Origin of the sequence: Rhizobium sp. B21/90 (genome assembly GCF_019355815.1) — a bacterium.
GTDB classification, from domain to species: Bacteria; Pseudomonadota; Alphaproteobacteria; order Rhizobiales; family Rhizobiaceae; genus Rhizobium; species Rhizobium rhododendri.
In genome coordinates this window covers 178,677-202,749 of the sequence record NZ_CP072163.1, presented here as the reverse complement: position 1 = coordinate 202,749, position 24,073 = coordinate 178,677, and the positions used below count along the sequence as shown (strand labels likewise).

16 protein-coding genes and 2 pseudogenes are annotated in these 24,073 nt (G+C 57.5%); 8 read left to right on the top strand and 10 right to left on the bottom strand.

All coding sequences use genetic code 11. From position 1 onward, the window contains the following. Nucleotides 1-347 precede the first annotated feature (347 nt). The 6 genes from J5278_RS19125 to J5278_RS19100 all read left to right on the top strand — a co-directional run bounded on the left by J5278_RS19125 (nt 348) and on the right by J5278_RS19100 (nt 7,925). A complete protein-coding gene (locus J5278_RS19125) occupies nt 348-2,438 on the top strand; it encodes a peptidase domain-containing ABC transporter (RefSeq protein ID WP_209207899.1) in 2,091 nt (696 codons plus the stop codon). Next, nucleotides 2,435-3,670, top strand: a complete 1,236-nt coding sequence (locus tag J5278_RS19120) for an HlyD family secretion protein (protein WP_209229499.1) — start codon at nt 2,435-2,437, stop codon at nt 3,668-3,670. Before J5278_RS19125 ends, J5278_RS19120 begins: the two co-directional genes overlap by 4 nt. Nucleotides 3,671-3,730: 60 nt before the next feature. After that, on the top strand, nt 3,731-3,970 hold the full coding sequence (locus J5278_RS19115) for a flagellar hook protein (protein ID WP_209188262.1): 240 nt from the start codon (nt 3,731-3,733) through the stop codon (nt 3,968-3,970). A 541-nt stretch (nt 3,971-4,511) separates the two neighbouring features. Next, nucleotides 4,512-5,657 carry an HlyD family secretion protein gene (locus tag J5278_RS19110; RefSeq protein ID WP_209187014.1) on the top strand — a complete coding sequence of 382 codons (1,146 nt, stop codon included), beginning with the start codon at nt 4,512-4,514 and terminating at the stop codon, nt 5,655-5,657. Further along, the gene (locus J5278_RS19105) at nt 5,654-7,213 is read left to right on the top strand and encodes a DHA2 family efflux MFS transporter permease subunit (RefSeq protein ID WP_209187013.1); all 1,560 of its coding nucleotides are present in this window, start codon (nt 5,654-5,656) and stop codon (nt 7,211-7,213) included. Before J5278_RS19110 ends, J5278_RS19105 begins: the two co-directional genes overlap by 4 nt. 58 nt (nt 7,214-7,271) lie before the next feature. After that, on the top strand, nt 7,272-7,925 hold the full coding sequence (locus tag J5278_RS19100; RefSeq protein WP_209187012.1) for a TetR/AcrR family transcriptional regulator: 654 nt from the start codon (nt 7,272-7,274) through the stop codon (nt 7,923-7,925). A gap of 411 nt (nt 7,926-8,336) precedes the next feature. Here J5278_RS19100 and J5278_RS19095 read toward each other — a convergent pair. Next, nucleotides 8,337-9,459, bottom strand: a pseudogene (locus tag J5278_RS19095) (IS5 family transposase). A gap of 637 nt (nt 9,460-10,096) precedes the next feature. Between J5278_RS19095 and J5278_RS19090 the strand changes: the two are divergent. After that, nucleotides 10,097-11,176, top strand: coding sequence for an IS630 family transposase (locus J5278_RS19090; RefSeq protein WP_111223089.1), 1,080 nt, complete (start codon nt 10,097-10,099; stop codon nt 11,174-11,176). Nucleotides 11,177-11,188: 12 nt separating this feature from the next. On the opposite strand, the gene J5278_RS19085 is transcribed toward J5278_RS19090, so the two are convergent. The 9 genes and pseudogenes from J5278_RS19085 to J5278_RS19045 all read right to left on the bottom strand — a co-directional run bounded on the left by J5278_RS19085 (nt 11,189) and on the right by J5278_RS19045 (nt 22,211). Beyond that, nucleotides 11,189-12,146 (bottom strand): IS630 family transposase gene (locus tag J5278_RS19085; RefSeq protein ID WP_209230095.1). Its coding sequence is split into 2 segments (ribosomal slippage): nt 11,189-11,803 and nt 11,805-12,146, totalling 957 coding nucleotides; the frame shifts between segments, so codons are not numbered across the junction. 603 nt (nt 12,147-12,749) lie between these two features. Continuing rightward, nucleotides 12,750-13,526: an IS21-like element helper ATPase IstB gene (gene istB, locus J5278_RS19080; RefSeq protein ID WP_111221724.1), complete on the bottom strand. Its 777-nt coding sequence runs from the start codon at nt 13,524-13,526 to the stop codon at nt 12,750-12,752. An 11-nt stretch (nt 13,527-13,537) separates the two neighbouring features. Further along, nucleotides 13,538-15,091 (bottom strand): IS21 family transposase, encoded by a 1,554-nt coding sequence (istA, locus tag J5278_RS19075; protein ID WP_111221723.1) that lies wholly within the window; start codon nt 15,089-15,091, stop codon nt 13,538-13,540. A gap of 221 nt (nt 15,092-15,312) precedes the next feature. Next, nucleotides 15,313-16,347, bottom strand: a pseudogene (locus J5278_RS19070) (IS91 family transposase); the annotation flags it as partial. Nucleotides 16,348-16,351: 4 nt separating this feature from the next. Then, nucleotides 16,352-17,215: a site-specific integrase gene (locus tag J5278_RS19065; RefSeq protein WP_111220930.1), complete on the bottom strand. Its 864-nt coding sequence runs from the start codon at nt 17,213-17,215 to the stop codon at nt 16,352-16,354. A 243-nt stretch (nt 17,216-17,458) separates the two neighbouring features. Then, a complete protein-coding gene (locus J5278_RS19060) occupies nt 17,459-18,847 on the bottom strand; it encodes an MATE family efflux transporter (protein WP_247749920.1) in 1,389 nt (462 codons plus the stop codon). A 229-nt stretch (nt 18,848-19,076) separates the two neighbouring features. Then, nucleotides 19,077-19,448, bottom strand: coding sequence for a hypothetical protein (locus J5278_RS19055; RefSeq protein WP_209186927.1), 372 nt, complete (start codon nt 19,446-19,448; stop codon nt 19,077-19,079). Nucleotides 19,449-19,974: 526 nt separating this feature from the next. Next, nucleotides 19,975-21,711, bottom strand: a complete 1,737-nt coding sequence (locus J5278_RS19050) for an FAD-dependent monooxygenase (protein ID WP_209186928.1) — start codon at nt 21,709-21,711, stop codon at nt 19,975-19,977. After that, the gene (locus tag J5278_RS19045; protein ID WP_209186929.1) at nt 21,708-22,211 is read right to left on the bottom strand and encodes a MarR family winged helix-turn-helix transcriptional regulator; all 504 of its coding nucleotides are present in this window, start codon (nt 22,209-22,211) and stop codon (nt 21,708-21,710) included. The genes J5278_RS19050 and J5278_RS19045 overlap by 4 nt, the downstream gene beginning before the upstream one ends. A gap of 181 nt (nt 22,212-22,392) precedes the next feature. Here J5278_RS19045 and J5278_RS19040 point away from each other — a divergent pair, with 181 nt between their 5' ends. Continuing rightward, nucleotides 22,393-23,247: a chemotaxis protein CheB gene (locus tag J5278_RS19040; protein WP_219258879.1), complete on the top strand. Its 855-nt coding sequence runs from the start codon at nt 22,393-22,395 to the stop codon at nt 23,245-23,247. Nucleotides 23,248-24,073: the final 826 nt, after the last annotated feature.

The following is a 24,073-nucleotide window of genomic DNA, read 5'->3' as shown; positions in this document are numbered from 1 at the left end:
TTGATTGCCACGCACGAATTACGAGTGCCGGGAATAAAGCGCCGACAACGATCCAAGGGAGCTTTGTCGTATGTCTTACATCACTCATTTTCACGGAACTCGGGACCAGTCAGTGCCCTTGGTCCGATGCGAGCTCTGAACTGGATTTAAAAGTCCAACTCCCCAGAACTTAACCACCGCTTGTAGAATACTTCTCGACGGCCCAGTCTTGGCGGGACGGTCGTTGGCCAGACTAGCGCCCGTGAGGTCGTTGGAAATCGCATCCCATTTCTTATCGTTCACCACCGTTAAAGCGAGATAGTCAGTTGTTTCTCAAGGCCCTCCATAAACGCTACGGAATTGAGCCGTTGCTCCAATCCGAAGCCGCTGAATGCGGGCTAGCGTGCCTGGTGATGGTAGCCGGCTTTCACGGTCATCGGGTGACTTTGTCAGAACTTCGTCGCCGCCACGCCGCATCCGCGAATGGTACGACGCTAAAAACGCTTATTGCCGTCGCTGACGACCTCGGTCTGACCAGTCGGCCGCTGAAGCTGGAAATGGCAGATATCGGCAAGCTGAAGACGCCCTGCATCTTGCACTGGGATATGTCGCACTACGTCGTGCTGACGCATGCTTCTGGCCGGTGGGTGGACTTGCACGATCCGGCGAGCGGCCAGCGGCGGCTCTCGCTCAACGAGGCATCGAAACATTTTACCGGGATAGCGCTGGAACTGACACCGGCGACTACCTTCCGAAAACGCAAGGTGGTCGAGCGGGTGCGCCTGGCCGACCTGTGGTCCAGGAGCGCCGGATTCATTCCGAGCCTGCTGCAGATCTTGGCGCTCTCCGCCCTGTTGCAATTCTTTGTTCTGCTGTCGCCGCTCGTCAACCAGATGATTGTCGATGAGGCAATCTCAAAGGGTGATTTCAGTCTCCTGAACGTCATAGTCATCGGCGCGGCATTGCTGCTGTTGGTTCAGAGCGCCACGACCTTGTTGCGCGGATACGTGCAGATGCATTTCAGCACGCTTCTTACCTTTCAGATGCGCGGCAATCTGTTGCGTCATGCCATGCGCCTGCCTGTCCCGTGGTTTGAAAAACGGCGTCTCGGCGATATCCTATCGCGTTTTAATTCCCTTCAGCCGGTTCAGGATCTGCTGACAGGTGGCTTTGTGTCCGGCGCGCTGGACGGGTTAATGGCGATCATCACGCTGGTCGTGATGGTGATCTACGCGCCCTATCTGGCAAGCATTGTGCTGGGCTCGCTGGCGCTGGTCATTTGCATACGCTTGGGGACTTTTCCGTGGCTTCGCAGCCTGACCAACGAGGGTATCCAGTACCAGGCCAAGGTGGATGGTATCCTGCTTGAAACGATCCGTGGTGCGCGGGCATTCAAGCTGTTCGGACGTGAACTGGAACGCCACGGTGTCTGGCAAAATGCCTATGCCGACAGCATCAACAACAATGTACGCGTCCAGAAAATCAGTCTTAAGGGTTCGGCAGGCTTATCCTTCCTGACGGGCGCCGAGATGCTCCTCGTCTTCTATTTCGGAGCCGGCAGCATCATCCGCGGAGAGATGACGCTCGGCATGTTGCTGGCTTTCCTTTCCTATCGGAGCCAGTTCAGCACGGCGGCGTTTTCACTCGTCGACCAGTATTTCAAATTTCGCATGATCGGCCTTCATCTAGAGCGCCTGGCCGATGTCGTGCATCAGGATCCAGAGCCCGCCCTCAATGCCGCAGCCCGGGGGGATCGTCCACTTGCCGGATCACTTCTCGTACGCAACCTCTCCTTTCGCTATGCCGAACGGGAGGCATGGGTTCTGAAGGATGTATCCCTCTCCATAGAGGCGGGGCAGTCCGTCGTCTTTGTGGGCCCTTCTGGCGGCGGCAAGTCTACCCTCTTGAAGTTGTTGATGGGCCTCTATCCGCCGGGTGAGGGCGAGGTGTTTGTGGACGGCCTCCCGCTCGGCGTCTTCGGGATGCGGGCGTACCGAGCCAAGGTCGGTGTGGTGATGCAGGACGACCAGCTTTTTGCGGGGACGATTGCCGACAATATCGCTTTTTTCGATCCTGAGATCGATATCGCTCGGGTCGAGGAGGTTGTCCGGCTTGTTGGCCTTCACGACGAAATCATGTGTATGCCAATGGGCTACATGACCTTGGTGGGAGACCTCGGATCTACGCTGTCAGGTGGGCAGCAGCAGCGAGCTCTCCTGGCGCGTGCGCTGTACCGCAAGCCGTCCATATTGTTTCTCGACGAAGGGACGGCCAATCTGGATGTCCTGTCGGAGCGCCGCCTCATGCAATCGCTGAGCAAGCTCGGAATCACCCAAGTGATGGTCGCCCATCGCCCCGGAGCCATCGAAGGTGCTGCCCGCGCCTTTGCAGTGGAAAACGGCAATATACGCGAGCTAAAGCGCGATGTGCCGGCCCACCCTTTGCAGGTGGTGCCATGAGTACCCTGTTCCGTAGCGAAGCCACTGAACATCGTCGCCGCATTGGCGGGGAGGTGATGATCGCACAACCGGTGAGCCATGGGGTGATGACCACCGTCCTCGGCTGCCTCGTGGTGGTCGGTGCAGCCTATCTCATGACCGGTACCTATGCGCGCAAGGAAACGGTGCAGGGCTACATAGCCCCGACTGGTGGCCTGGCACAGATTTACGCCGCCAAGGGCGGTACGGTTACCCGCGTCCTTGTCCATGAGGGAGACCTGGTCACCCAGGGCCAGCCGATGGTGGAACTGTCGCTGGAGACGACCGGCGCAGACGGCACGGTCGGTGAAAAACTACGGATTGAGACGCAAGCCCGTATTCAGTCCATCGATACACAGATCAAGGCATCCAACGCCCGCTTTGACCAGGAGGAGCGACGCCTGTCTTCCCGTGTCGAAGGGCTGGGCAGCGAACTGGCGAGCCAGGAGCAACGTCTGGAGTCTGAACGCCGGCTACAAGCCCTGCAAACAGACGATACCGGCCATTACGCCAAGCTCCAGGTTAACGGTGGCGGGACGCGTTTTGAACTATCGCGCCGCCAGCAGCAGATCTTTGCCCAAGAGAGCGTCATCCACGAACTCGAGCGGCAGAAGGAACAGCGGCAAGGCGATCTTGTCGATGCCCGCTCGCAATTGGCCAGCCTGCCGGCGGACAGGGACGACAAGCTCGCTCAGCTACAAGGTCTTCGCAGCGAGCTTGAGCAATCCCTTGCGCAATTGCAGGTCAACCGCGCCTATGTGGTCGTCGCGCCGGTGGCCGGCCGGGTTGCGGCGCTACAGGCTCAGCCGGGGCAGACTGCCATCGCGCAATCGCCTCTTGCAGCCCTCGTGCCTGGTGGCAGCAACCTGGAAGCCAATCTGCTGGTTCCGCCGCGCGCTGCTGGCCTTATCCAGCCAGGGCAGGAGGTACGGCTGAAGGTCGATGCCTTTCCATATCAGCGTTTCGGGATGCTTTTGGGCCATGTCGTTCAGGTCTCCCGCGCAACCTATCGCGAGGGTGAGCTTCTGGCTCCCATCGCCCTCACAGCTCCCGTCTACCGGGTCACAGTCAGCCTCGAGCGCACCAGCATTGCCGCGTATGGCGAAGAGCGTCCGCTGACCCCCGGTATGACCCTAATCGGCGATATCGTGACAGATCGCCGACACTTCACCGACTGGATAATGGACCCTCTGATGGCCATAGGCAGCCGGTGATGACTGACGGAGGGGAAGGCCAGGCAGGCCACCCCCCACCCAACCTGAAAGGAGACTACCATGAACAACATCTTCGAACTCGACATCGCCCAGCTGGATCTCGTGAGCGGCGGCGCCTCTTCGGTCGCTTCCACGGTCACCATCGGTGCTGATGGTGCTGTCAGCGGCAGCTACACCTTCGGTTCGAAGTCGGGCACGTTTTCGGCATCGCTGCCGGCTGAAGTCGTCCAGAAGGCGGGAACATTCTCGTTCAGCAACGCGTCTGGCGGCTTCAACTTCAATAGCTCGTTTGCTAGCTAAACGTCTCTGATCGCAATAAATCCGGCAGCCGGTTCCCGGCTGCCGGTCCATCCTGGTTTGGTAGGGCTGTTGCCACCCGCAAGCAGACTCACATAGGTTTAACAAAAAAACCGCATATAGCCTTAGTCCGGGTCGAAGCACCTGACTTCGAGGCCGCTTCCGGCTTGCAGCATCAGGCTGCTGATGATCCCATTGTCGTACCGGTCATCGGCAAGTTCGGGCAGCGATTCGCGCATGATGAAGTTCGTCAGTGCCTCTCGACGCCAGCGTCAGCATCAATCTGCAGAGCGTGTTTGCTGAGTCTCGTTGTTGTAAAGCACATGCTGGATACTGGATAGCGTTACACGGCGGCTGACAGCTTCAACCTCAAGGCTCGCGCCTTTCTCTGCCCCCGCAGTTTGCCGGGCTTTTTTCGCGTATCCTCCCAAAAAGCTCTCAAGAATGCTGCATGTCGCCAAGCGGGACTATCCATCGCGATTAAATAAACTATATAGTACCATTAAAGTGGTGGAGTAATCAGGTAGTGGTAAAAGCGATTGTAATGCGCGTCGAAAAGGAAAGCGACGTTTCCGAGGAACAGGCCGCAGACCTCTCCACGCCGACTAAATCGCCGGAAGAGAGGCGGCGGATTAAACGCATCCTCCTGATTGTCGCCCTCGTGGCGGTTGTCGGCGGCTCCATTTGGTTCTTCAACTACTGGACAGTCGGCCGCTTTCTGCAGTCAACCAACGATGCGTTCCTACAGGCCGACCAGACGGCGGTGTCCCCTAAGGTGCAGGGATATGTCGAACACTTGTATGTCGTCGCGAACCAGAGGGTCGCGGTCGGCGACAAGCTCCTGAAGATCAGACCCCAAGACTATCAAGCCAAGGTCGCGCAGGCGCAGGCGGGTGTCGAGTCGTCCAAGGCGAACCTAATCAGAGCTCAGGCAGAAGCAAAGCAGCAGATATCGTCAGTCGGTCAAGCGGAAGCCCAGCTCCTCTCGGCAAAGGCCCAGGCGCAGTTCGCCCAGAGCCAGGTCGACCGCTATCAGTCGCTCGGCCGCTCAGGCGCGACGTCCAACGAGCAGATAGCCAATTATACAAGTCAGCGCGACCAGCAGGCTGCGCAGGTTAAGGTCTCCGAGGCATCACTGGACTCTGCTAATGAGGCCATCAACACTACCGGAGCCGCTGTCAAACAGTCGGAGGCGGCTGTGCGGCAGTCCGAAGCGCAGCTGGCCACAACCCAGCTCGATCTTAACGCTACCGAGATCACCGCACCGATTACGGGTGTTGTCGGCGACAAGTCTGTCACTGTCGGGCAATATGTTTCGGTAGGCACGCGGCTCATGACGCTTGTTCCAGTCAACGACATCTACCTGGTCGCCAACTTCAAGGAGACGCAGGTCGAACTGATGCGTGTCGGACAACCCGCTCTTATCAGCGTGGATGCCATCAGCTCCGGCGCCCTCGATGGGGAAGTCGAGAGTTTCTCGCCTGGAACGGGCGCGCAGTTCGCCCTAATCCCGACCGAGAACGCCACAGGCAACTTCACAAAGATCGTTCAGCGCATTCCCGTTCGCATCAAGATTAAGGCCAATGCAAATACGCGAAAGTTGCTAACTCCCGGTCTGTCCGTCAGTGTCGAGGTGGATACCCGCGGCAGCCGCCATGAGAAAGACGAAGCGGTCGAGGTCGGACAATGAGCGCCATGACAGTGGATGGCGAGGCCGTTAATCCGCTCGAAAAAGCAGATGCAGCCGCATGGACCGCGGTCGCCGCGGGTATCGTCGGGGCGCTGATGGCGACCCTGGACGTGTCGATTACCAACTCCGCTCTGCCCCAAATACAGGGTGAAATCGGAGCGAGTGGATCGGAAGGCACATGGATTGCCACGGCCTACCTCGTCGCGGAGATCGTCATGATCCCGCTTTCGGGCTGGTTCACCAACCTTCTTGGCCTCCGCAAGTTCTTGCTGGTGATGACGTCGCTGTTTATCTGCTTCTCGATGGTCTGCGGTTTTTCAACGTCTCTCGGAATGATGGTGGCGGGACGCGTCGGCCAGGGCTTTACCGGAGGCGCTATGATACCGACCGCCCTGACCATCATCGCCTTGCGCCTGCCGCCAAACCAGCAGCCTGTTGGCACAGCACTTTTCGGGGTCACGGCCGTCATAGGCCCCATTGCGGGTCCTGTCCTTGGTGGATGGCTTACAGAGAACGCCAGCTGGCATTATGCGTTCTTCCTCAATCTGCCCGTAGGCGTCGGCCTGCTTCTGCTTCTCACCCTTGGACTACCGCCTGCGAGGACCAATCTCGAATTGCTCCTGAAGGCAGATTGGCTGGGTATCGTCGGGCTGCCGTTGTTCCTGGGATGCCTTACCGTCGTTCTCGAAGACGGGCAGAGAGAAAGCTGGTTCGAGTCCTCGGTTATCGTACTGCTGACGGGAGTTGCGCTAGTTGGACTGTTCATGCTTGTCGTGGGCCAGCTGACCGCTAACAGACCCGTCATTCGCCTCAGCATCCTGTTTCAGAGATCGTTTGGGAGTGTCGTTGTCATGGCGGTCGTGACCGGTGCCTCGCTCTATGGGATAACCTATTTAATACCGCAGTTTCTTGCACGTATCAGCGGATACAATGCACTCCAGTCGGGCATGGTCGTCCTCCTCAGCGGCCTTCCGATGCTGGCGATCATCCCGTTCTTCCCGCTTCTGACCAGAAAGCTCGACCTCAGGGTGGCGATCGTATTCGGACTGATCTGCTATTCCGTAAGCTGTTATGTGGACACGGGCCTAACCGCGGGTGCCGATGGCGGCGACTTCAACTTCTCGCAGTTACTTCGCGGGTTCGGGCAGGCGTTCACACTTATCTTCCTTAATCAGGCCATGACGCGTTCCGTGCCCCGCGAACAAGCGCAGGACGCCGCAGGAATCTACACGGCCGCCCGTAACCTCGGTGGTTCTGTTGGTCTGGCCCTGATCGGTACCATGCTAGACCGTCAAACCTCGCTCCACACGCAGCGTTTGATGGAGTCGGTAACCGCCAATTCCCTCATTGCCCAGGAGCGTGTCCTTCAGTCCGGGAGTGATCCGCAATCTGTCCAGCTCTCCATCGTCAATATTTTTCAGGTAATGATTCGTGAGGCCACCGTCATGGCGTTCAACGACATGTTCTATTTCTTCGCCATCTCCCTTCTTGTCATCACACCGCTGGTTTTTATCCTGAGACCGATTCAGCGTGGACCTGCAGTGGTGATGCACTGAGCAGTGCGATCGGTGCTGTGATGAGGAACCTTCAGGATGTCGAGACGAACAGGAGACGATGAAAATTACAGTCAATAATGGCAACGACGCTAAGACCTCCCAGTCAAGCCCACGTTCACGAGGGCGTCCCGCTAAGGGAAACGAGGCGGCCTTAACGGCGGAGATCGTCGCCGCGGCTCAGGTCCTGTTCCTTGACAGGGGCTACGAGGGCACGAGCACGGATGACATTGCCGCGCTGGCGAAATGCTCTAAGAGAACACTGTACACGCGCTTCGCCACGAAAGCCGACCTATTCGAAGCGGTTATCATCGACTTCACAAAACAGCGGCGTCCCCCGGCCGAGTTGTCGCGGCTTGGAGGCAAGACGCTTTCTGAAGAGCTTCATACGGTCGCCGAGAAGCTGGTCGACGCGTTTCTGGATACGCAAGTGCTGGCCCTCTATTTCCTCGTTCACAGCGAGGCGAGAAAGTTTCCCGAACTGATGCAAATCGCGGAAGCTGCTGGAAGAAAGTACTCCCGAGATCGGCTAAGCTCTCTTCTATACAACGGCGGCGTCGAGGACGCGGTTTTTTTAGCGGATCAGTTCTATTACCTCATCCAAGGGCCGATGATTCAGGATACACTCGGCGGACGCGCCCCGAATAGGGACGCGGCGATCGCCCGGGCCAGGAAATCAGTCGATTTCTTTCTCCGGGGATGCGGGTTCGCTTGAGGTTTTGAGCAAGCTCTAGATTTAGTCATAATGGTAGTCGCTTGAGCGGCGTCGTTTCTTGCCGGGCTCGCGGGAAAGGATGTCGCCAGAGGTAACGATGTTGGCGAACAGGCTTCCCGAGCGTGCGGTTTCGGCATTGAAGCTGTGTGAGTGAGCCCCTATCCTTGCTTGGAAGCGGCTATCGACAAGACAGATCACACACCGGTGCTGCATGCGATTTTTCCATTTGTCACTTTTGACCCGAGGAAACCGCACAGGATCGCCATCATCTAACAGGTCGCGGAAATAGCGCCGATTTTTCCGCCGATCCTGGCTAGACGGCTCGAAGACAGGCCGTGATGAGGCTTTTTCAGCGGCCGTTGTCGGCCCATTTTGTCGTCATCCGCCTGGTTCGGCGGATTCCGGGCGCGATTAGGCTGTCGCCAGCAGCTTTGGCAGCCTCACCAGATTATAAGCGGTGGCTGTTAGGGTGAACATCCAGCCGACGCGATCCTTTCCACGATGGCGGGTCTTACGCATTCCGCCGCTGGTCTTGGCCCAACCGAACACTTCCTCGATACGCTTGCGAATGCGCTGACTGACAGCGTAGCCAGGGTGATGGGTGGTGCGACCATCAATTGCCGAGCGTCGGTTCGTCGTGTTTTGGGCGACGTGTGGCGTCACCTTTGCGTCCCGCAAGGCAGCAACGAAATCGGCCGTATCGTAGGCTTTGTCTGCAGCCAATGTGATGCGATGACGACCATCCATGCGGCCCACCATATCCAGTGCCGCCTCGCGCTCGGCGGTTCCGGTCGCATGGGTCAGCGTGGCGTCAACAACCAAACCATTGCGGTTTTCCATGGTGACGTGGCCCATGTGGCAAAGCCTGGCCGCCTGGCCACGGGCCTTCTTATAAAGCCTGGCGTCCGGGTCGGTGGTCGATGCGTGGGTTGCGTTGCTGCGCTTCTCGCCGTGGAAATCGCGCTCAGAGTTGCGGCCTTTGGCTTCTGGCGGCTGTTTCTCTTCAGCGCCAGAGCCGCTGCCGTCGGTGTCGCCACCATCTGTGTCGTCCTTGGGCTTGAAGCTCTTCATGCTGGCCCAGGCTTCGATCAAGGTGCCGTCCACCGAGAAGTGGTCGTCTGACAGCAATGCTTTCACCCGCGGCTGGCTCAGCAACGCGGCCAAACTTGGCGGCGATATCGCCAGCCAAGAGCCGCTCACGGTTCTTGGTGAACACGGTGACGTCCCAGATCGGCGCGTCCATCGACAAGCCGACGAACCAGCGGAACAGCAGATTGTAGTCCATCTGCTCCATGAGCTGACGCTCCGAGCGGATCGTGTAAAAGGCCTGCAACAACAGAGCGCGCAGCAGCTTCTCCGGCGGGATCGACGGACGGCCGATCGCTGAATACATCGCCTCGAAATCCGGCGACAAAACTTCCAGCGCCTCGTCTACAATCGCGCGGATCGCCCGCAGCGGATGGCTTGTCGGAACCCGGGCTTCGCAGCTCACATAAGAAAACAAACCCGCCGTCTGGATATCATTACCGCGCATGTCCTGCTCCTGCCGACCAATCACTCAGGCATGGAATCATGGCAGTCCGTTCACAGCAAGGGCCTTTTTCCGCATCCTGCTAAGTTCGCGATCAGATCCGGCTCGGAGGCATGGCCGAAATCTCCGGCTACGCCACGGATCTTGTCGAAGGACGCTCTGCCACATTCGAACCCACGGTCGCCAGCCTTTTTACCGGCGGCGATATCCGAAGTCACCTTCTGTTGCGGCCAACGACCGATGACGCCGGACGGAACACCGGTGTTCGGCCAGACTGAGATCAAGGGGCTGTTTCTAAATACTGGCAACCTCACTATTAGTTGAACAATGCGTACGAGCCCGGCTCGAATAGTCGTTGATATGGAACCGAGACTCCGCAAGTAGTGGCGAGCGAACGCGGACCAGGCCATTGGCAATGATTCAGTCGCCGAGAGCCGCAGGTCGATGCGACGGACCGCGTCCTTTAACACGACGCCGGACCAGAGGCTTGAGAAGCCGAAGACTTTCGATCCCCTCGGTGGCTATAGAAGCTTGGTAAATACCGAAACACCGAAACTGATCGCTGGCACTAGTGGTTACCGCCTGACATAAGAGTCCTGTATGGGATTCCATTTGCTGGGTTGGCATGCGAGTCTGGCGCATGCGCACAGGAATATCGTTCACCGTTTCGCCAACAGATCACCAACGCCTGATGGCCTTGACCAGGGATCGCAATGCGCCCCAAAAGCACGTCTGGCGGGCCGAGATCATCCTGCTGAGTGCCGATGGCGTCGGAACTGTCGAGATTATGCGCCAGACCGGCAAATCGAAGACCTGCGTATGGCGCTGGCAAGAGCGCTTCGCCACAGAAGGCGTCGAGGGTCTCCTGCGCGACAAGACGCGGCCGTCGCGTATTGTGCGGCTCGGACCCGATGTCGCCGAGCGTGTGGTGGCCCTGACGCTGGCTGATCCGCCGGGCGAGACGACGCACTGGACGGCCGACATGATGGCGACGGCCGCCGGCATCAGCGCCAGCGCAGTCAGGCGTATCTGGAAAGCGCATGGCCTCGCACCTCATCGGTGGCGGCAGTTCAAATTGTCCAACGACCCGAAATTCGTCGACAAGCTGCGAGACGTTGTCGGCCTCTATGTTGATCCGCCAGCCCACGCCGTCGTGTTGTCGGTCGATGAGAAAAGCCAAATCCAGGCGCTCGACCGCACCCAGCCGGGCCTGCCGATGAAGAAGGGTCGGCTCGGCACCATGACCCACGACTACAAGCGGCACGGCACAACCACGCTGTTTGCCGCCCTCAACGTGCTCGACGGCACCGTCATCGGTCGCAACATGCAGCGTCATCGTCATCAGGAGTTCATCCGCTTCCTCAACGCCATTAACGCCCAGGTGCCGGACGACAAGGCCGTCCACGTCATCCTCGACAACTATGCTGCCCACAAGCATCCCAAGGTGAGAGCCTGGCTCGACCGTCACGAGCGTTTCACCTTCCACTTCACTCCGACTTCAAGCTCATGGCTCAACGCGGTGGAGGGTTTCTTCGCCAGGCTGTCGAAGCGGCGTCTGAAACGCGGCGTTTTCCATTCCGTCGTCGATCTCCAGGCCGCCATCAACCGTTTCCTCGTTGAGCACAACAAAAAGCCAAAGCCCTTCACTTGGACCGCCGATCCCGACAAAATCATCGCCGCCGTTAAACGCGGGCACCAAGCGTTAGATTCCATCCACTAGAGCGTCGGGCGATTAATGTGCAACGCATCCGGCCTGGCGGAAATAGTTCCAGCACTCTTGCGGTGTGAATAGGTCGCAGACTTTTCCGACGGCTTTCCAGAGATCGTCGTAAGTCCTTGCTTTCATTTTCCGCAAGAGTGCCTTGAGCTTCGAAAAGGCCATTTCAATCGGATTGTTGTCTGGCGAATATCGCGGCAGGAAGAGTATCCATGCCTTCCTTTCGGCGATGGCCGCCGCTGCTCGGGGGCTTTTGTGGACGTTGAGGTTATCCCAGATCACCACGTCGCCTGGTTCAAGCGTCGGTGCGAGTTGAGTTCGCACGTAGGTGTCGAACTTGTCTCCATCCATGGCCCCATCGACGACAAAGGGTGCCGTGATGGCATCGCAGCGCAGACCGGCGATAAAGGTTTGGGTGTGCCATTTGCCGAAAGGCGCATCCGCCTGCAGGCGCTTGCCCTTGATGCTCCGGCCACGCAGTGGTGTCATGTTGGTCTTGACCGAAGTCTCATCTACGAAGACGAGACGTCCGGGGCTCTGCTGCATAGCGGGTTGGCGACGTTTGCGCCACTCATCGCGCTCCCGGCGCACGTCGGCGCGTTCGCGTTCCGATGCCAGCAGTGTTTTTTTTAAAGGTGAAGCCCGCCCGGCAAAGAAGCTTTGACAGGTTCGAAGGATCAGCTTTCACACCATGATGCTCTTCCAGCCAAATCGCCAGATCGGGCATGGTTATATCCGGTTGCGCCTCTACCTTGGCGATAATGGCATCCTGGAAAGGGCCCAATTTGCCGCCGCCGCTGGGCCGACCGCGCCGGGACGGCTCGACCGAGCCCGTTCGATCCGCCCGCTGCTTAAGCCGAACAGCCGTGGCGGGCGAGACTTTGAAAGCAGCAGCGGCTCCCCGACGCGTTTCGCCTTGCGTGATCGCATCAACAATCCGCTGGCGAAGGTCCGAAGAATAGGCGCGAGACATGGCAAGTCCTCCTGCCATGTTGAATCATAAAATCGAAGCCAAGGGAATCTGGAGGGTTATTTGAGGTCGCATGGGACGGTGCGGCGGGTTCGGGCGACCTCATGTAAGCCGGATTGAACTAAGACGCGGGTTGTTTGACGCTGCTATGGGGAATTGAGAAGTGGCCCGATGTCGGCAGAGCCGGAACCATGCCGTCCCGATTGCTCCGAGGGTGTCGCTGATCCTGAGAATCGACATTCCTGAGCGTTTTGCCGGAGACCTTGCAGACCTGTGGGCCAAATGTACCGGGATCTGACGCGGTTCGGTCTTGCTGGGGTCGAGCGATATCGATCGCCGGCACAGCGGCGAGCGAGTGGGAATATGCTGTAATGTTTGCGGTTGTCTGACATCATGAAGTATCGCACCAGAAGGATGATGGCCGAGGCGGTGAAACAGGCGCGACGGTGACGCCAGTTCGACGCATGGGGTGCTGGCAATCGGGGCATTCGAAGGAATGGGTGCGGATTTCGCTAAATCGGGACAGCGGTTTCAGCAAGTCGCGGACAAGCGTTTCGCTAAGTCGCGGACAACGGATGCGATCGAATCCCGGTTGCCTTGTTGCTGTTACGCGTGATTGTGTTCGGTTATTTCGTCGCCGGTCAAGAGCGTCGGCGTTTTTCGTTTGCGCATGCTGTCGCCTTCGAGAGTGATGCGGTGGGCGTTGTGAACAATGCGATCCAAAATCGCATCGGCCAAAGTGGCTTCTCCAATCATTTCGTGCCAGGCGGCCACCGGAAGCTGAGCTGTGATCAGGGTCGATTTCCTTCGATATCGCTCCTCGAAGATTTCGAGCAAATCGAGGCGCTGTCGGTCATTCAGGGTATGGGTTCCCCAGTCATCCAACACCAGCAACTGAACACGTGCCAGCTTGTCGATGAGGCGCGGAAAGCGTCCATCGAGCCTGGCAAGTGCGAGATCCTCGAAGAGCCGCGGCATACGAACGTAGAGGACAGAGTAGTCGAGGCGGGCCGCCTGTCTCGCAAAGGCGCAGGCGATCCAAGTTTTTCCAGTGCCCGTTTGGCCTGTCAGGATCAGGTTCTCGTTTGCCTTCAGCCATGCGCCCTGCGCCAAGGACAAGACATTGCGACGATCAAGGCCGCGGTGAGATCTAAAATCGATGTCTTCGATCGAGGCATTGGCAAATCGAAGCTTTGCTGTGGCGAGCCGATTGGTCAGCCGTCGGTCGGTTCGTAGTGCGATCTCGCGGTCGAGCATCAGGCCAAGCCGTTCGTCAAAGCTAAGATCATTTCCATGAACTTGCTCGATAAGTTCGCGATAGGCGGTTGCCATTCCGGCAAGACCAAGCGCACTCATCTGGTCCAGTGTTGGATGTGTCAGCATTAGATGTCCTTTCATTGGTAGTAGGTTTTGCCGCGGATATTGCCGTGCGGCGGTGCCGGCTTCACGGTCTCGCTTGCGGCAGGAGCCTGATCGAGACCAGATCTGAGAATGTTGGCGACAGACGAATAGGTCAGCGCATTGATGACCAACGCACGCTCACAGGCCAATTCCAGCCGATCGGTTTCGTAACGACGCGCCAGGGAGAGAATGCCCTGAGCGGATCTGTAGCCTTGCTCCGGGTGCGGCCGATCGCTAAGCAGACGCTCGATAAATATCGCAGTATTGGCCCCAACCTTCGCCGCTTCCTTGCGCAACGTGTGAGGCGTCGTGTTTGCATAGCGCTGGTGAGCTTTCGGCATATGCTCATTGACAGTGATATGGCCGGAACGCTGGGAGCTTCGGATGTGGCTGGCGACCCGCTTGTGGTCAAAGAAGATCTCGACCGCTCGATACGTCAGCCTGATATCGACCTTCCTGCCGATCAGACCGTGCGGCACGGAATAGAACGTCTTGTCGACGTCGACATGGTAATCGGGATGAACCTTGGCGACCTTCCATTCCGCGTATTCAAACGGCGTTGGCGGCAGTGGCTTGAGCTGGGAGCGCTCGACCTCATCGAACAGGGCTCGCCGGGATTTTCCATACCGACGCATCGTACGGGTGTTAAGGTCCTCGATCAGAGCGCTGATGCGGATATTGAGATCGACAAGGCTGAAGAAACGGTCGTTTCGAAGTCTGGCCAGAACCCACCTCTCGACGATTAAAACCGATCCCTCCGCGGATGGTTTATCCCGAGGACGCCGCGGCCGTGCTGGCAATACGGTCGTATCGTAGTGTTCGGCGAAGGCAGCAAATGTCGCGTTCAACGTCGGTTCGAACCAGAGAGCCTTGGCAATCGCGGATTTGAGGTTGTCGCAGATCGTTGTCTTCGTCACCCCACCGAAGTAACTGAAGGCTCGCTGGTTCGCCTCGATCCAATCCGGCAGCTTCTGACTGAAGCTGGCATAGGAGAACACCAATTGCGATGCACTCAGCACGGCCACATAAATCTGTGCTGCCCGGATCTCGCCAGAAGACGGATCGATGATCGGGATCGTATGGCCGGCATAGTCGCATTCCATCGCGACACCAGCCACATGACGACTGCGATAGGTGGGTTTGGCGCGGCTCTCATAATCAGCAAATCGGCAGCAGAACCAGGTGTAGCCGTATCCATCCGGATGGACCTCCCGGTATTCCTGCCATAGCAGGTTGAGCGTCACGCCTTTGCGTTTCAACTCGCTGGCCACTTTCGGCCAGTTCGGTTCCTCGCTGTCTCGAGGAGGTCGCCCCATCCGCCGGAATAGTCGCTGCTCCAGGAGCTCGTCATCATCCAGACCGGGTGGAAGTGGCCATGCTGCAAGCCCCGCCTCCCGCGCCCGCAGCAGATACGTTGAGACCGACGTCTTGCTCATCTTCAGCCGCTCAGAAACGGCGCGTATCGACAATTCCTGCTCGAACGTCAGCCGCAGTATCGATCGAATGTCTTTCACATCAGTATGTCTCGCTTGTTTCCGTCTAGGCATTAGATCCTCGCTTAAAACACGAGAACAAATTGCCAGATCGGCGCTCACGAGATTCGATCTAAATCCGCTGTCGCTTCTGTCCGCGACTTATTGAATTTGCTGTCCCGAACTTTCTGAATTCGGTGTCCGCGACTTACTGAAATCTTTGTCCGGGACTTTGTGAAACCCGCAGAATGGGCCTGTTGAGATTTTGTCGAATGGGATCGCTCGCCTATCGGTGATAGTTGGCCGAGGAGGCTTCTGCAGAGAGCGATACGATCGCGCCGGTGACAATTGGCGAGAAAGCCAAAATGGCGCATGCGGTGGAAGCCATCCGGAAGCACATGAAGGAGAAAGCGCCGGATGAACTCGTGGGGATGAAGACGCATGATCTTCTCACGGTCGCGACCGTTTCCACGATAATCCTTCCATCGGAAGGCGACATGGTCGTCATCGACATGGACGATGCGGCTGTTTGCGATGGCAACACGATGGGTGTAGCGGCCAAGATAGGCGAGCACTTGATCCGGACCACCGAATGGCGGCTTCGAATAGACCACCCATTCGATGCTGCGAGCGCGGGCAAGATGGCGGGCGAATGTCTTGTTATCGTTGAGATGAGCGAGTTCGTTGAAGAATTGCAGCTCGTCTTTGGCAAAGGCATCAGCGAGAGCTGTCAGGAAAAGCCGGCGAAACAGACGTGACAGCACGCGAACGGGCAGAAAGAAGCCCGATCGGCAATTGATCCACCTTGTTCGATCGGGTGAGAGGCCTCCACCCGGTACGACACAATGGACATGGGGATGGTGGGTCATGGCCTGGCCCCAGGTGTGGAGCACAGCGGTTACACCGATCTCTGCGCCCAGCCACTTGGGGTTAGCTGCGATGGTCTGCAGGGTCTCGGCCGAGATCCGCATCAATAATGCATAGACGACCGCCTTGTTCTGGAAGGCGATCTCAGCGACACCACGTGGCATCGTAAAGACCACATGGAAATAGGGGACCGGCAAGAGATCGGCGATGCGAGCATCGACCCATTCCTTGCGAGCAGCTCCCTGACACTTTGGGCAATGACGATTGCGGCAGGAGTTATAGGAGATGCGGGTTTTGCCGCACTTATCGCAGGCATTGACGTGACCGCCAAGCCTGGGTGTCCGGCAGGCTTCTATCGCTCCCATGACACGTCGTTCGCCGCGGCCAAGATGACCGGCGTTCTCGCGTCTGTAAGGGCCACCATGCCACCGAAAGATGTCGGCGACTTCGAAGGCGGGACGCAACCTGCTACGCTTCCGGCGGGGTCACCTCCAATCGCAAACGGTCAAGGGGACTGGCGGTCGACCTGATGGTGTCGGTGGACACCTGTGCATAATGCGCAGTGCTGGATAGATAGGCATGGCCAAGCAAGACCTGGATGATCCGGATATCGGTGCCATTCTCCAGAAGGTGCGTTGCAAAGGAATGCCGCAACGTATGGACGGTGACCCGCTTTGAAAGGCCAGTAGCGGCAACCGCTGAACGACAGGCGGCGTTCAAAACGGTCGGTTCGATCGGCCTGTCGGCATCGCGCCCTGGAAAAAGGAACCCGGTGGGTCGCGATAGACGCCAATAACTGCGTAAAATGCCCAGCAGCTCGTTTGACAGCATGACGTATCGGGCTTTGGCGCCTTTGCCATGACGAACATGGATCACCATCCGGGAACTGTCGATATCCTCGATCTTCAGACCACAGACCTCGCCGACCCTGAGGCCAGCGGCATAAGCTGTGGTCAGCGCTACACGCGCCTTGAGACTGGAGACGGCCTCAAGAAATTGGGCCACCTCGTCCGCCGACAGAACAACGGGGATCTTGCGGGGTTTGCGCGCGTATGGAATCCGCTCAGGGACATCGTCTTGGGCCAAGGTAATGCCATAGAAAAATCGGAGAGCACACACGATCTGATTTAACGATGCCCACGATATCCCCGTCGAGACAAGGTGAACCTGGAACGTGCGAATGTCGTCGAGATTAAGCCGATCAGGTGATCGGGAGAAATAGCGGCTGAACTTCCGGACTGCACTGATGTAGGATCTTTGGGTCGCCGGGGACAAATTGCGGATCGTCATGTCCTCAATCATCCGGCGGCGAAGAGGGCTTATCTCAGCCATCGGGGCCTCCTGTCTGAAGGGTGGGTTGCAACACAACCATCCTCTCAGTCAGGGCGCTCTCGTCAAAGCCCGCCGCAAATCGCCGCGATCAGCGGCTTAGTTCAATCGTCAGATTCACAGAAACCGCCCGACGCTCTAGTTGGCTAGAGTTTGGTTCGGGTGTGCAGTTCGTTGTGCGCCTACAAGGGCGAACTTGGCTAATGCTGGCCGTGGGACGACGGCGGCCTCAGGGAGCCCGAGCCCTCATCCGGCGGAGGCGTGAAACCAAACGCCAGAGCGTATCGCCAGCGCCAAAAGTGTGGAATAGACAACAAGTGCGATTGCCATGGCAGCGTATAATCCTTGTAGCGAGCCTGAAATCTCTACCGCAAGCCATCCGCCAACTCCTGCAACGGCCAGCCGGAGCAATCCGCAACACATAGGCCAACGCAGCTGGCCTGCCCCTTGGGAAGCAAAGTAAAGAGCCATGCCCATCCCGGAGAACCCGTAGACGGGCCCGATCACCTGCAGGTAGCTGACGCCTGTATCGATAGCTCCGGCAGCATGGCTGAACAGACTAATCCATTCATGAGGAAATATCGCCGCGATGATACCAATCGTTTCCGTAATTGCAAACGATAGAGCAGCGCCCGTTAACGCAATCTTGATGGCTCGATCGCACTGACCGGCGCCGATATTGGTCCCTATCAACGCAACCATCGGCGCGCCGATCCCGAATATTACGGGCATGAGAAGGTATTCAAGCCGTGCAGCGGTACCGAAGCCTGCGACTGCCTGCACGCTTGAATGAGCAGCCACAATCGCCATTGCCACGCCTATCGTGACATTCGTGAGCACAGAGTTGACAGATGAAACGGCGCCCAGCCGCGCTATGTCTCGCAAGTGATCAAAGCGCAAGGCATCACGTCCGAAAACAACGGCATTCCGGCCTGACAAAATATACCATCCGAGAATAGCGGCGCCACAAAAGTTGTAGAGCACCAACGCCAATCCTCCACCGGCAACCCCCATGGCGGGGACTGGCCCGAAGCCAAAAATGAGGACCGGCGACACAAAAACAAGCACAATCGCACCGCCGCAGGTGACGATACCCGGTACAAGCACGTTGCCCGTACCACGCACGATACTAGCTAGGCCATTCATCAGCCAAACCAATGCCATCCCGCTGAAAACAACATTGGAATAGATGAGAGCAGCCTCGATCTCACTGCCACCGCCGCCCAGCGCCCGATAAATACGCCGTCCGAATGTCAGCATGATCGCTGTAAATATGAAGCCAAGAATGACGTTCATAATGACGGCGTGGGTCGCAAGTTGATTTGCGTCCGCGTTTCGACCTCCGCCGAGCGCTCGTGCAATCCCTGACGAAATTGCTCCGCCGAATGCACCGGCAGACATCATCTGCATCAGCATGACTGCAGGGAACACGAGCGCCATTCCGGCGAGCACATCGGTACCTAGATGGGATAGCCACCAAGTCTCTATGAGCCCAGTTGACGCCTGTACCAGCATGATAAGAACGTTTGGCCAGGCTAGGCGAACAAGCATGGGCAGGATCGGATCTGTTAGCATGCGCCGGATGCGTGGATTCATAGGCGGCGGTTGGGCAATGGCGTCCGTTGCCGTTGTCATCGGGTTCCCTTGTCCCTACGCGTTAATCTCTAAATCTATCCATGGATGGCACCCTCATCTTAGTGCCCATTCAAGCCCAAGTCACGCTCATCGGATCAGCGTCCTTGAAACGTTTTCAAGGTTAGGACGCATCTGAGCTTTGAGCCGTTCGGAAATCAAAGCTGACACGCTATGACCCTGGAATCAATATGTGAGTTAGCTCTTAATGGTGCGAAATCCCGTGTTACTTTTATCTCTGGTCGTGCACAACACCCATGATATCGCCAGTCCGCGATACGCTCACAAGCAGGTTGTCGCCGCCGCGGGTTGCCTTGACTAGATAACGTTCGCCGACATCCTGAACATTCCTCACTCGGTAGCCGCGACCTTCAAGCAAGGTGATGACGTCATCCGGTCCAAAGCTAGACTGTTGCCCGGACGAGCGGTTCCGATTGTCATGATGGCGGTTCCACGAGTTTAGAAAGTTGGATTCGGTGTTCCCGTCGACCGAGTAGGGATCTGAGGGCTCGCCATCGTATATTACGACCTGCGAGAAGGCTGGTACGGCGGCGATAGCGGTTAGAGCAGCGGCCGCGGTGAACGCGATGACATAACGTGTCATGAATTTTCCCTTTGACTAAAACGCTCTACCCGGTCCTATTTTGCGACCAAGTTAGATCAATGTTTGGAGGCGATGCGAAGCTCAATGACATTATGCGCCTTGCTACTGTCGCAGTGTGTCGTTTGTTGTTACAAAATGTTGGAGCCACTTTTACGGATCAAACTGCGGCAGTACGGCAGTGGTCCCCTTGTCGACTGTCGTTCGAATCACGAGGACAGGAAGTGGGAATTGCGGTGGCGCACATGCGTGGCAACGTGCACCTGCTATATAGTGTTCTTACGGTGAATTGGTATTGAACATAGAGCTGTCGCTGGAACTGAGTGTTCCATAAATGTCCTTTACGCTTTGACATCCGTTGATTCACCCTAAAATTCGACGCATAATGGGTTCGAAGTTCAAGATTCGCTTAGGCGAAGAACTTCCGCCGTCCTAAATGGGCCTAGCATTCCAAGCCTGACGCCTGGCCAATCTGGCACAAGCGGTTGCTTGTCGCGCAGACATTTATTTCTCACTTACGGTGCCTCAGTCAGCCTAGCAAACTAGCTTCTGAGGTCCTCTCGCCATCGAATATTCGATTGCAGTAATCGCTCAAAAGCCTCGGCGCATCGGCCGGTCCACGGAAGGCAATGTGACCGTCCGGCCGGATGAGGATCAGCGCCGGTTTACCTGAAACACCATAAACGGCATGCGTCACGTCATCGAGATCGGAGAGGCTGACGATCCTTTCCGAAGCAGGCGTGGCGGCCCCGAGCACCAATCTTGGCCGGACCCAGGTCCACTTCTCCACCGCGGCGATGGCAGTTTCCAGAGCGCCGAGCATCTCGGCCTTTCTCCCGTCGAAGGCCAAAAGCGTCCAGCCCCAGCTGATGCCGTCGGGATTGTAGATCTGCGCGAACAGCGTGGTCGATGACCCCTGCGCCGTGATCAGTTCGCTGTCGGGTGCGCGGTCTCCAGCTTGCGGTCCGTGGCGGTGCAGGATGTCGCCAAGGCCGCGGAGATGATCTTCGCTTAACGGGCTTTCGGGATAGGAAACCGAGAGCTGCTGCAGGTCGTCGCTGCCCTGGAGCAGGGTCCCAATGCTCGGCAGGAGCCTGGCTGCAACGTCGATTGCTGCATCCTTCAACCGGCCACGGTAGACACTGTTGTGGAAGCCTTTCGTCTGGCGCTCATCTAGCCCGCGATGTTCGCCTCCGCGCTCCGCGTCATAGGACCCGAGCAGCGTCGGTGAGGTTTTTGCGTGGAGCACTGTGGCGAGCCTCCAAGCGAGACCAACAGCATCGTGCAAACCAGCGTTCATGCCTTGTCCGCCGATCGGCAGCGTCCGATGACCCGCATCACCCGCAAGGAAGACCCTGCCCTTCGCGTAGTGTGCGGCCACACCGTGCTGAAAACGGCTGTGCGTCAACCAGATCGGATCGCTGAGCGTCAATGTCTCGTCCTCTGTCACCTCGCGCGCAATCGCCTGCATTTCCTCAAGCGTTGGATCGCGATCGGGAATGCCGGTGTCGTCGGCCAGGAAGAACAGACGATGATAGCCACCCCAGACCGGCAGCACGCCGCAGAAACCTTTCGGGTAGTAGAAGAACCAAAGCTGGTTGAAATCCGTTGACCGACGCCAGGAGAGTTTTGCATCAACCTGCCGGTTCATGCAGTCCGGCAACTGCTCCGACTCGAAATCGAGACCAAGGATGCTTCTGACCATGCTGTCCCCGCCATCCGCGCCGATCAGATAACGGCATCGCAGGGTTTCGACGGGACCGTGGCTTTGTGGGTCCTCAGGGGTATCGCCCAAGCTTTCGTTCTCGTCAGGCGAGACGCCGATGGTGACCGTGACGCCTTCTGCATCCTGGACGAAGGTGAGAAGCTTCCGGCCACGCTCCACACTTCGTCCCCGCGCTTCGATCTGCTCCGTCAGCGTCGTCTCGATGACATCCTGACCGCTGTAGAGCACCTTGCCGTAAGGGCTGTCGACATCGGCAATCTCAACTGGGTCGACAGGCCGCCCGTTGATCAAGGTGCTGACGCTGGTGATGGCGTAGGCCTTCTCCGCAATCGCATCGCGAATACCGATGCTGGCCAGTAGCTCCTGCGGCCGCGCCCAGAGGTTGTTGGCCCGAGAATAGGGTTTCGGCGTCTGGCGCTGCTCGATGATGCGGAAGTTGACTCCGTGATGTGCAAGCGCGCAGGCGAGTACAAGGCCGACAGGGCCGCCGCCAGCAATAAGGACATCGGTGTCGAAGGCGTTCTGGGTAGGTCCGGTCATTGTTGATCCTTCGGGACAATTTGGGCGGTGTTTGCGGAAGAGGCAGATCGTGCAAGTTCCTCGGCGATGAGATCCTTCATCTCGCTGAGAACAGCGAGCGCGCTCGCCAGCCGCTCGGATCCGATCCGCTCGATGAAGCGCTGGTCGACAGGCGCAGCAGCGTCCTCGGCTGCGTCCAATGCGGCCCGGCCATGGGTGGTCAATGTGACAAGCTTGGCGCGCTGGTGATGGGGGTTTGGTTCGAGAGCGATGTACTCATGCGCTGCCAATAGATCCACGACCCGCTGCACGCCCTGTCGGGTTAGGCCCATGTTGCGGGCGATCTGGGCGACCGTGAGCGGCACCAGGGAATAGCCGAGTGCGCCCAGCACCTGCCACCATGCGGCGGTTAGTCCGGCGGGCCGAACCAACTTGTTGCCGAGGTCTGTCAGGTATCCGTTCGTCTCGAACACGGTAATGACAAGGTTGCGAACGAGGGGGAAGCTGGGATCTCTCTTCATGCCGTCGTAACTGGATCATGACAGCATGTTGTCAATACTCAGGTTCGGGAAAATGACTTTAAGCACTGATGCAGCCAGATGACTCGAAGCTTCGACCAAACGCTGTTAGGACCACGCGAGTTTCGCAACACTTCGTCTGGCACCCCACTTTAAGTCGAACTCCGCATAGAAGACCGTTGACATGATACTGTTGAGGCTGCCGCGGATTCCTACAGTAGAATGCAGATTCAGCGGGGAGGGAATTTTCATCTCCGTCAGTGGGGCCGACATGTTAGACGGATCGTCAAAAGCATGTCCATCGGACAGCAGCTCGGTCGGTGCCAAGGGTAAATTCGACCGCGAAGCGGCGTTACAGATCATCTGCGTTGGGGCGTTTGCGGGGGGCATAGAAGCGCTCAGCATCTTCTTTGAAGCGATGCCTACCGAAAGTGATTGTGCATTTGTTGTCGTGCTCCACCTCGACCCTGACCCTGACCCTGACCGTGAGAGCGAGATGGCGCATGTTCTCAGCGTCCATACAGCTATGAGCGTCGTCCAGATCGCCGACGGCATGCCCATCGTTGGAAACCAGGTCTTCGTCATTGCTACAGACACAGATGTCGAAGTTCGTGACGGCATTCTTCGCGTATCGAAACCTGGCAAACCCCGCGGCCTGCGCCACCCTGTTGATGTTCTGTTCAGATCGCTCGCCCGCGAGCAACAGGAGAGGTCGATAGCGATCGTCCTGTCGGGAACGGGAAGCAACGGCACGGACGGCCTGAAAGACATTCGGGCTGAAGGTGGCATGAGCATCGCCCAGCTCCCGGAGACCGCGAAGTTCGACGGCATGCCAATAAGTGCAATTGCAGCCGGATTGATTGGTTATATCCTGCCACCGGAAGAGATGCCAAGGACAGTGCTGGCCTATATCGGTCACGGCTACATATCGCCTCCGCTTGGCAATGTTGCCGTCTCCGTAGGCGATCAGACAAGTCTTGGGCAGGTGATCGATTTCCTGCGGCTTCAAGGTGGGCCCGACTTTCGAAGTTATAAGTAAAGTACGCTTGGAAGGCGCATCCATCGGCGCTTCGGCCTATTTTGCCTAGGTTTAGTCCCTTGCAGAGATTCTGAATGTCAGCTCCGCAATCATTTGAAAGAGTGGTGACCGCTTCGGCATAGCTGATGCTTTCCGGCCTCGAGATGCTGGCGGTTGCTAAGGTGATGAGCATCGCCATTGCAACTTGCTTGGCCAGCACCAATTGATGGAGTTTTCGCGGCCCGCTATTCATGAGGAAATAATTGGATAGCTAGGTTGCAAATATGTATTTCTCTACTTAACACTTAACTCCTTGCTAGACTAAACTACCCCTGTTTATTATCGATCCTAGAGATATTCTTGGCGGGATCGCTTGGGGGTTTTCGTTTTGCTCTCGCCGTCTACCGGGGTCGAGGCATGGCATGTTCCAACTACTTATGTCCCTAGATGACCATCAAATCGAGCTTGTCTTAGGCGCCGTCAGAATATGGTGCACGAAGAGAGGTGTTGAAATCGAAAGTGACGATGGCCGTCGCGCGGTTGCGAGTGCCGTTGATTGTATCCTGTCGACCGGAACACACAATTTTTCGACCGTGGTACAGGCTCGTCTCGACGACGTCAGTGTATTGACCCGACAATGACCGATGGAAAAAAACGCGAAGTAAAGACGAAGGAAGAGAAACGACTTCTTGCAGAAGAGGCCACTCGGTTTGCATTGGATGACACCGAAAAGCGCCGACAGGCAAGGGTGGAGAAGACAAATCGACTGCGGGCAATGCGGTTAGCCGCAAAAGATCAATGACTAAAAACACCAAGCTTTTAGTCATTGCCGCCGTGACGTTTGTTT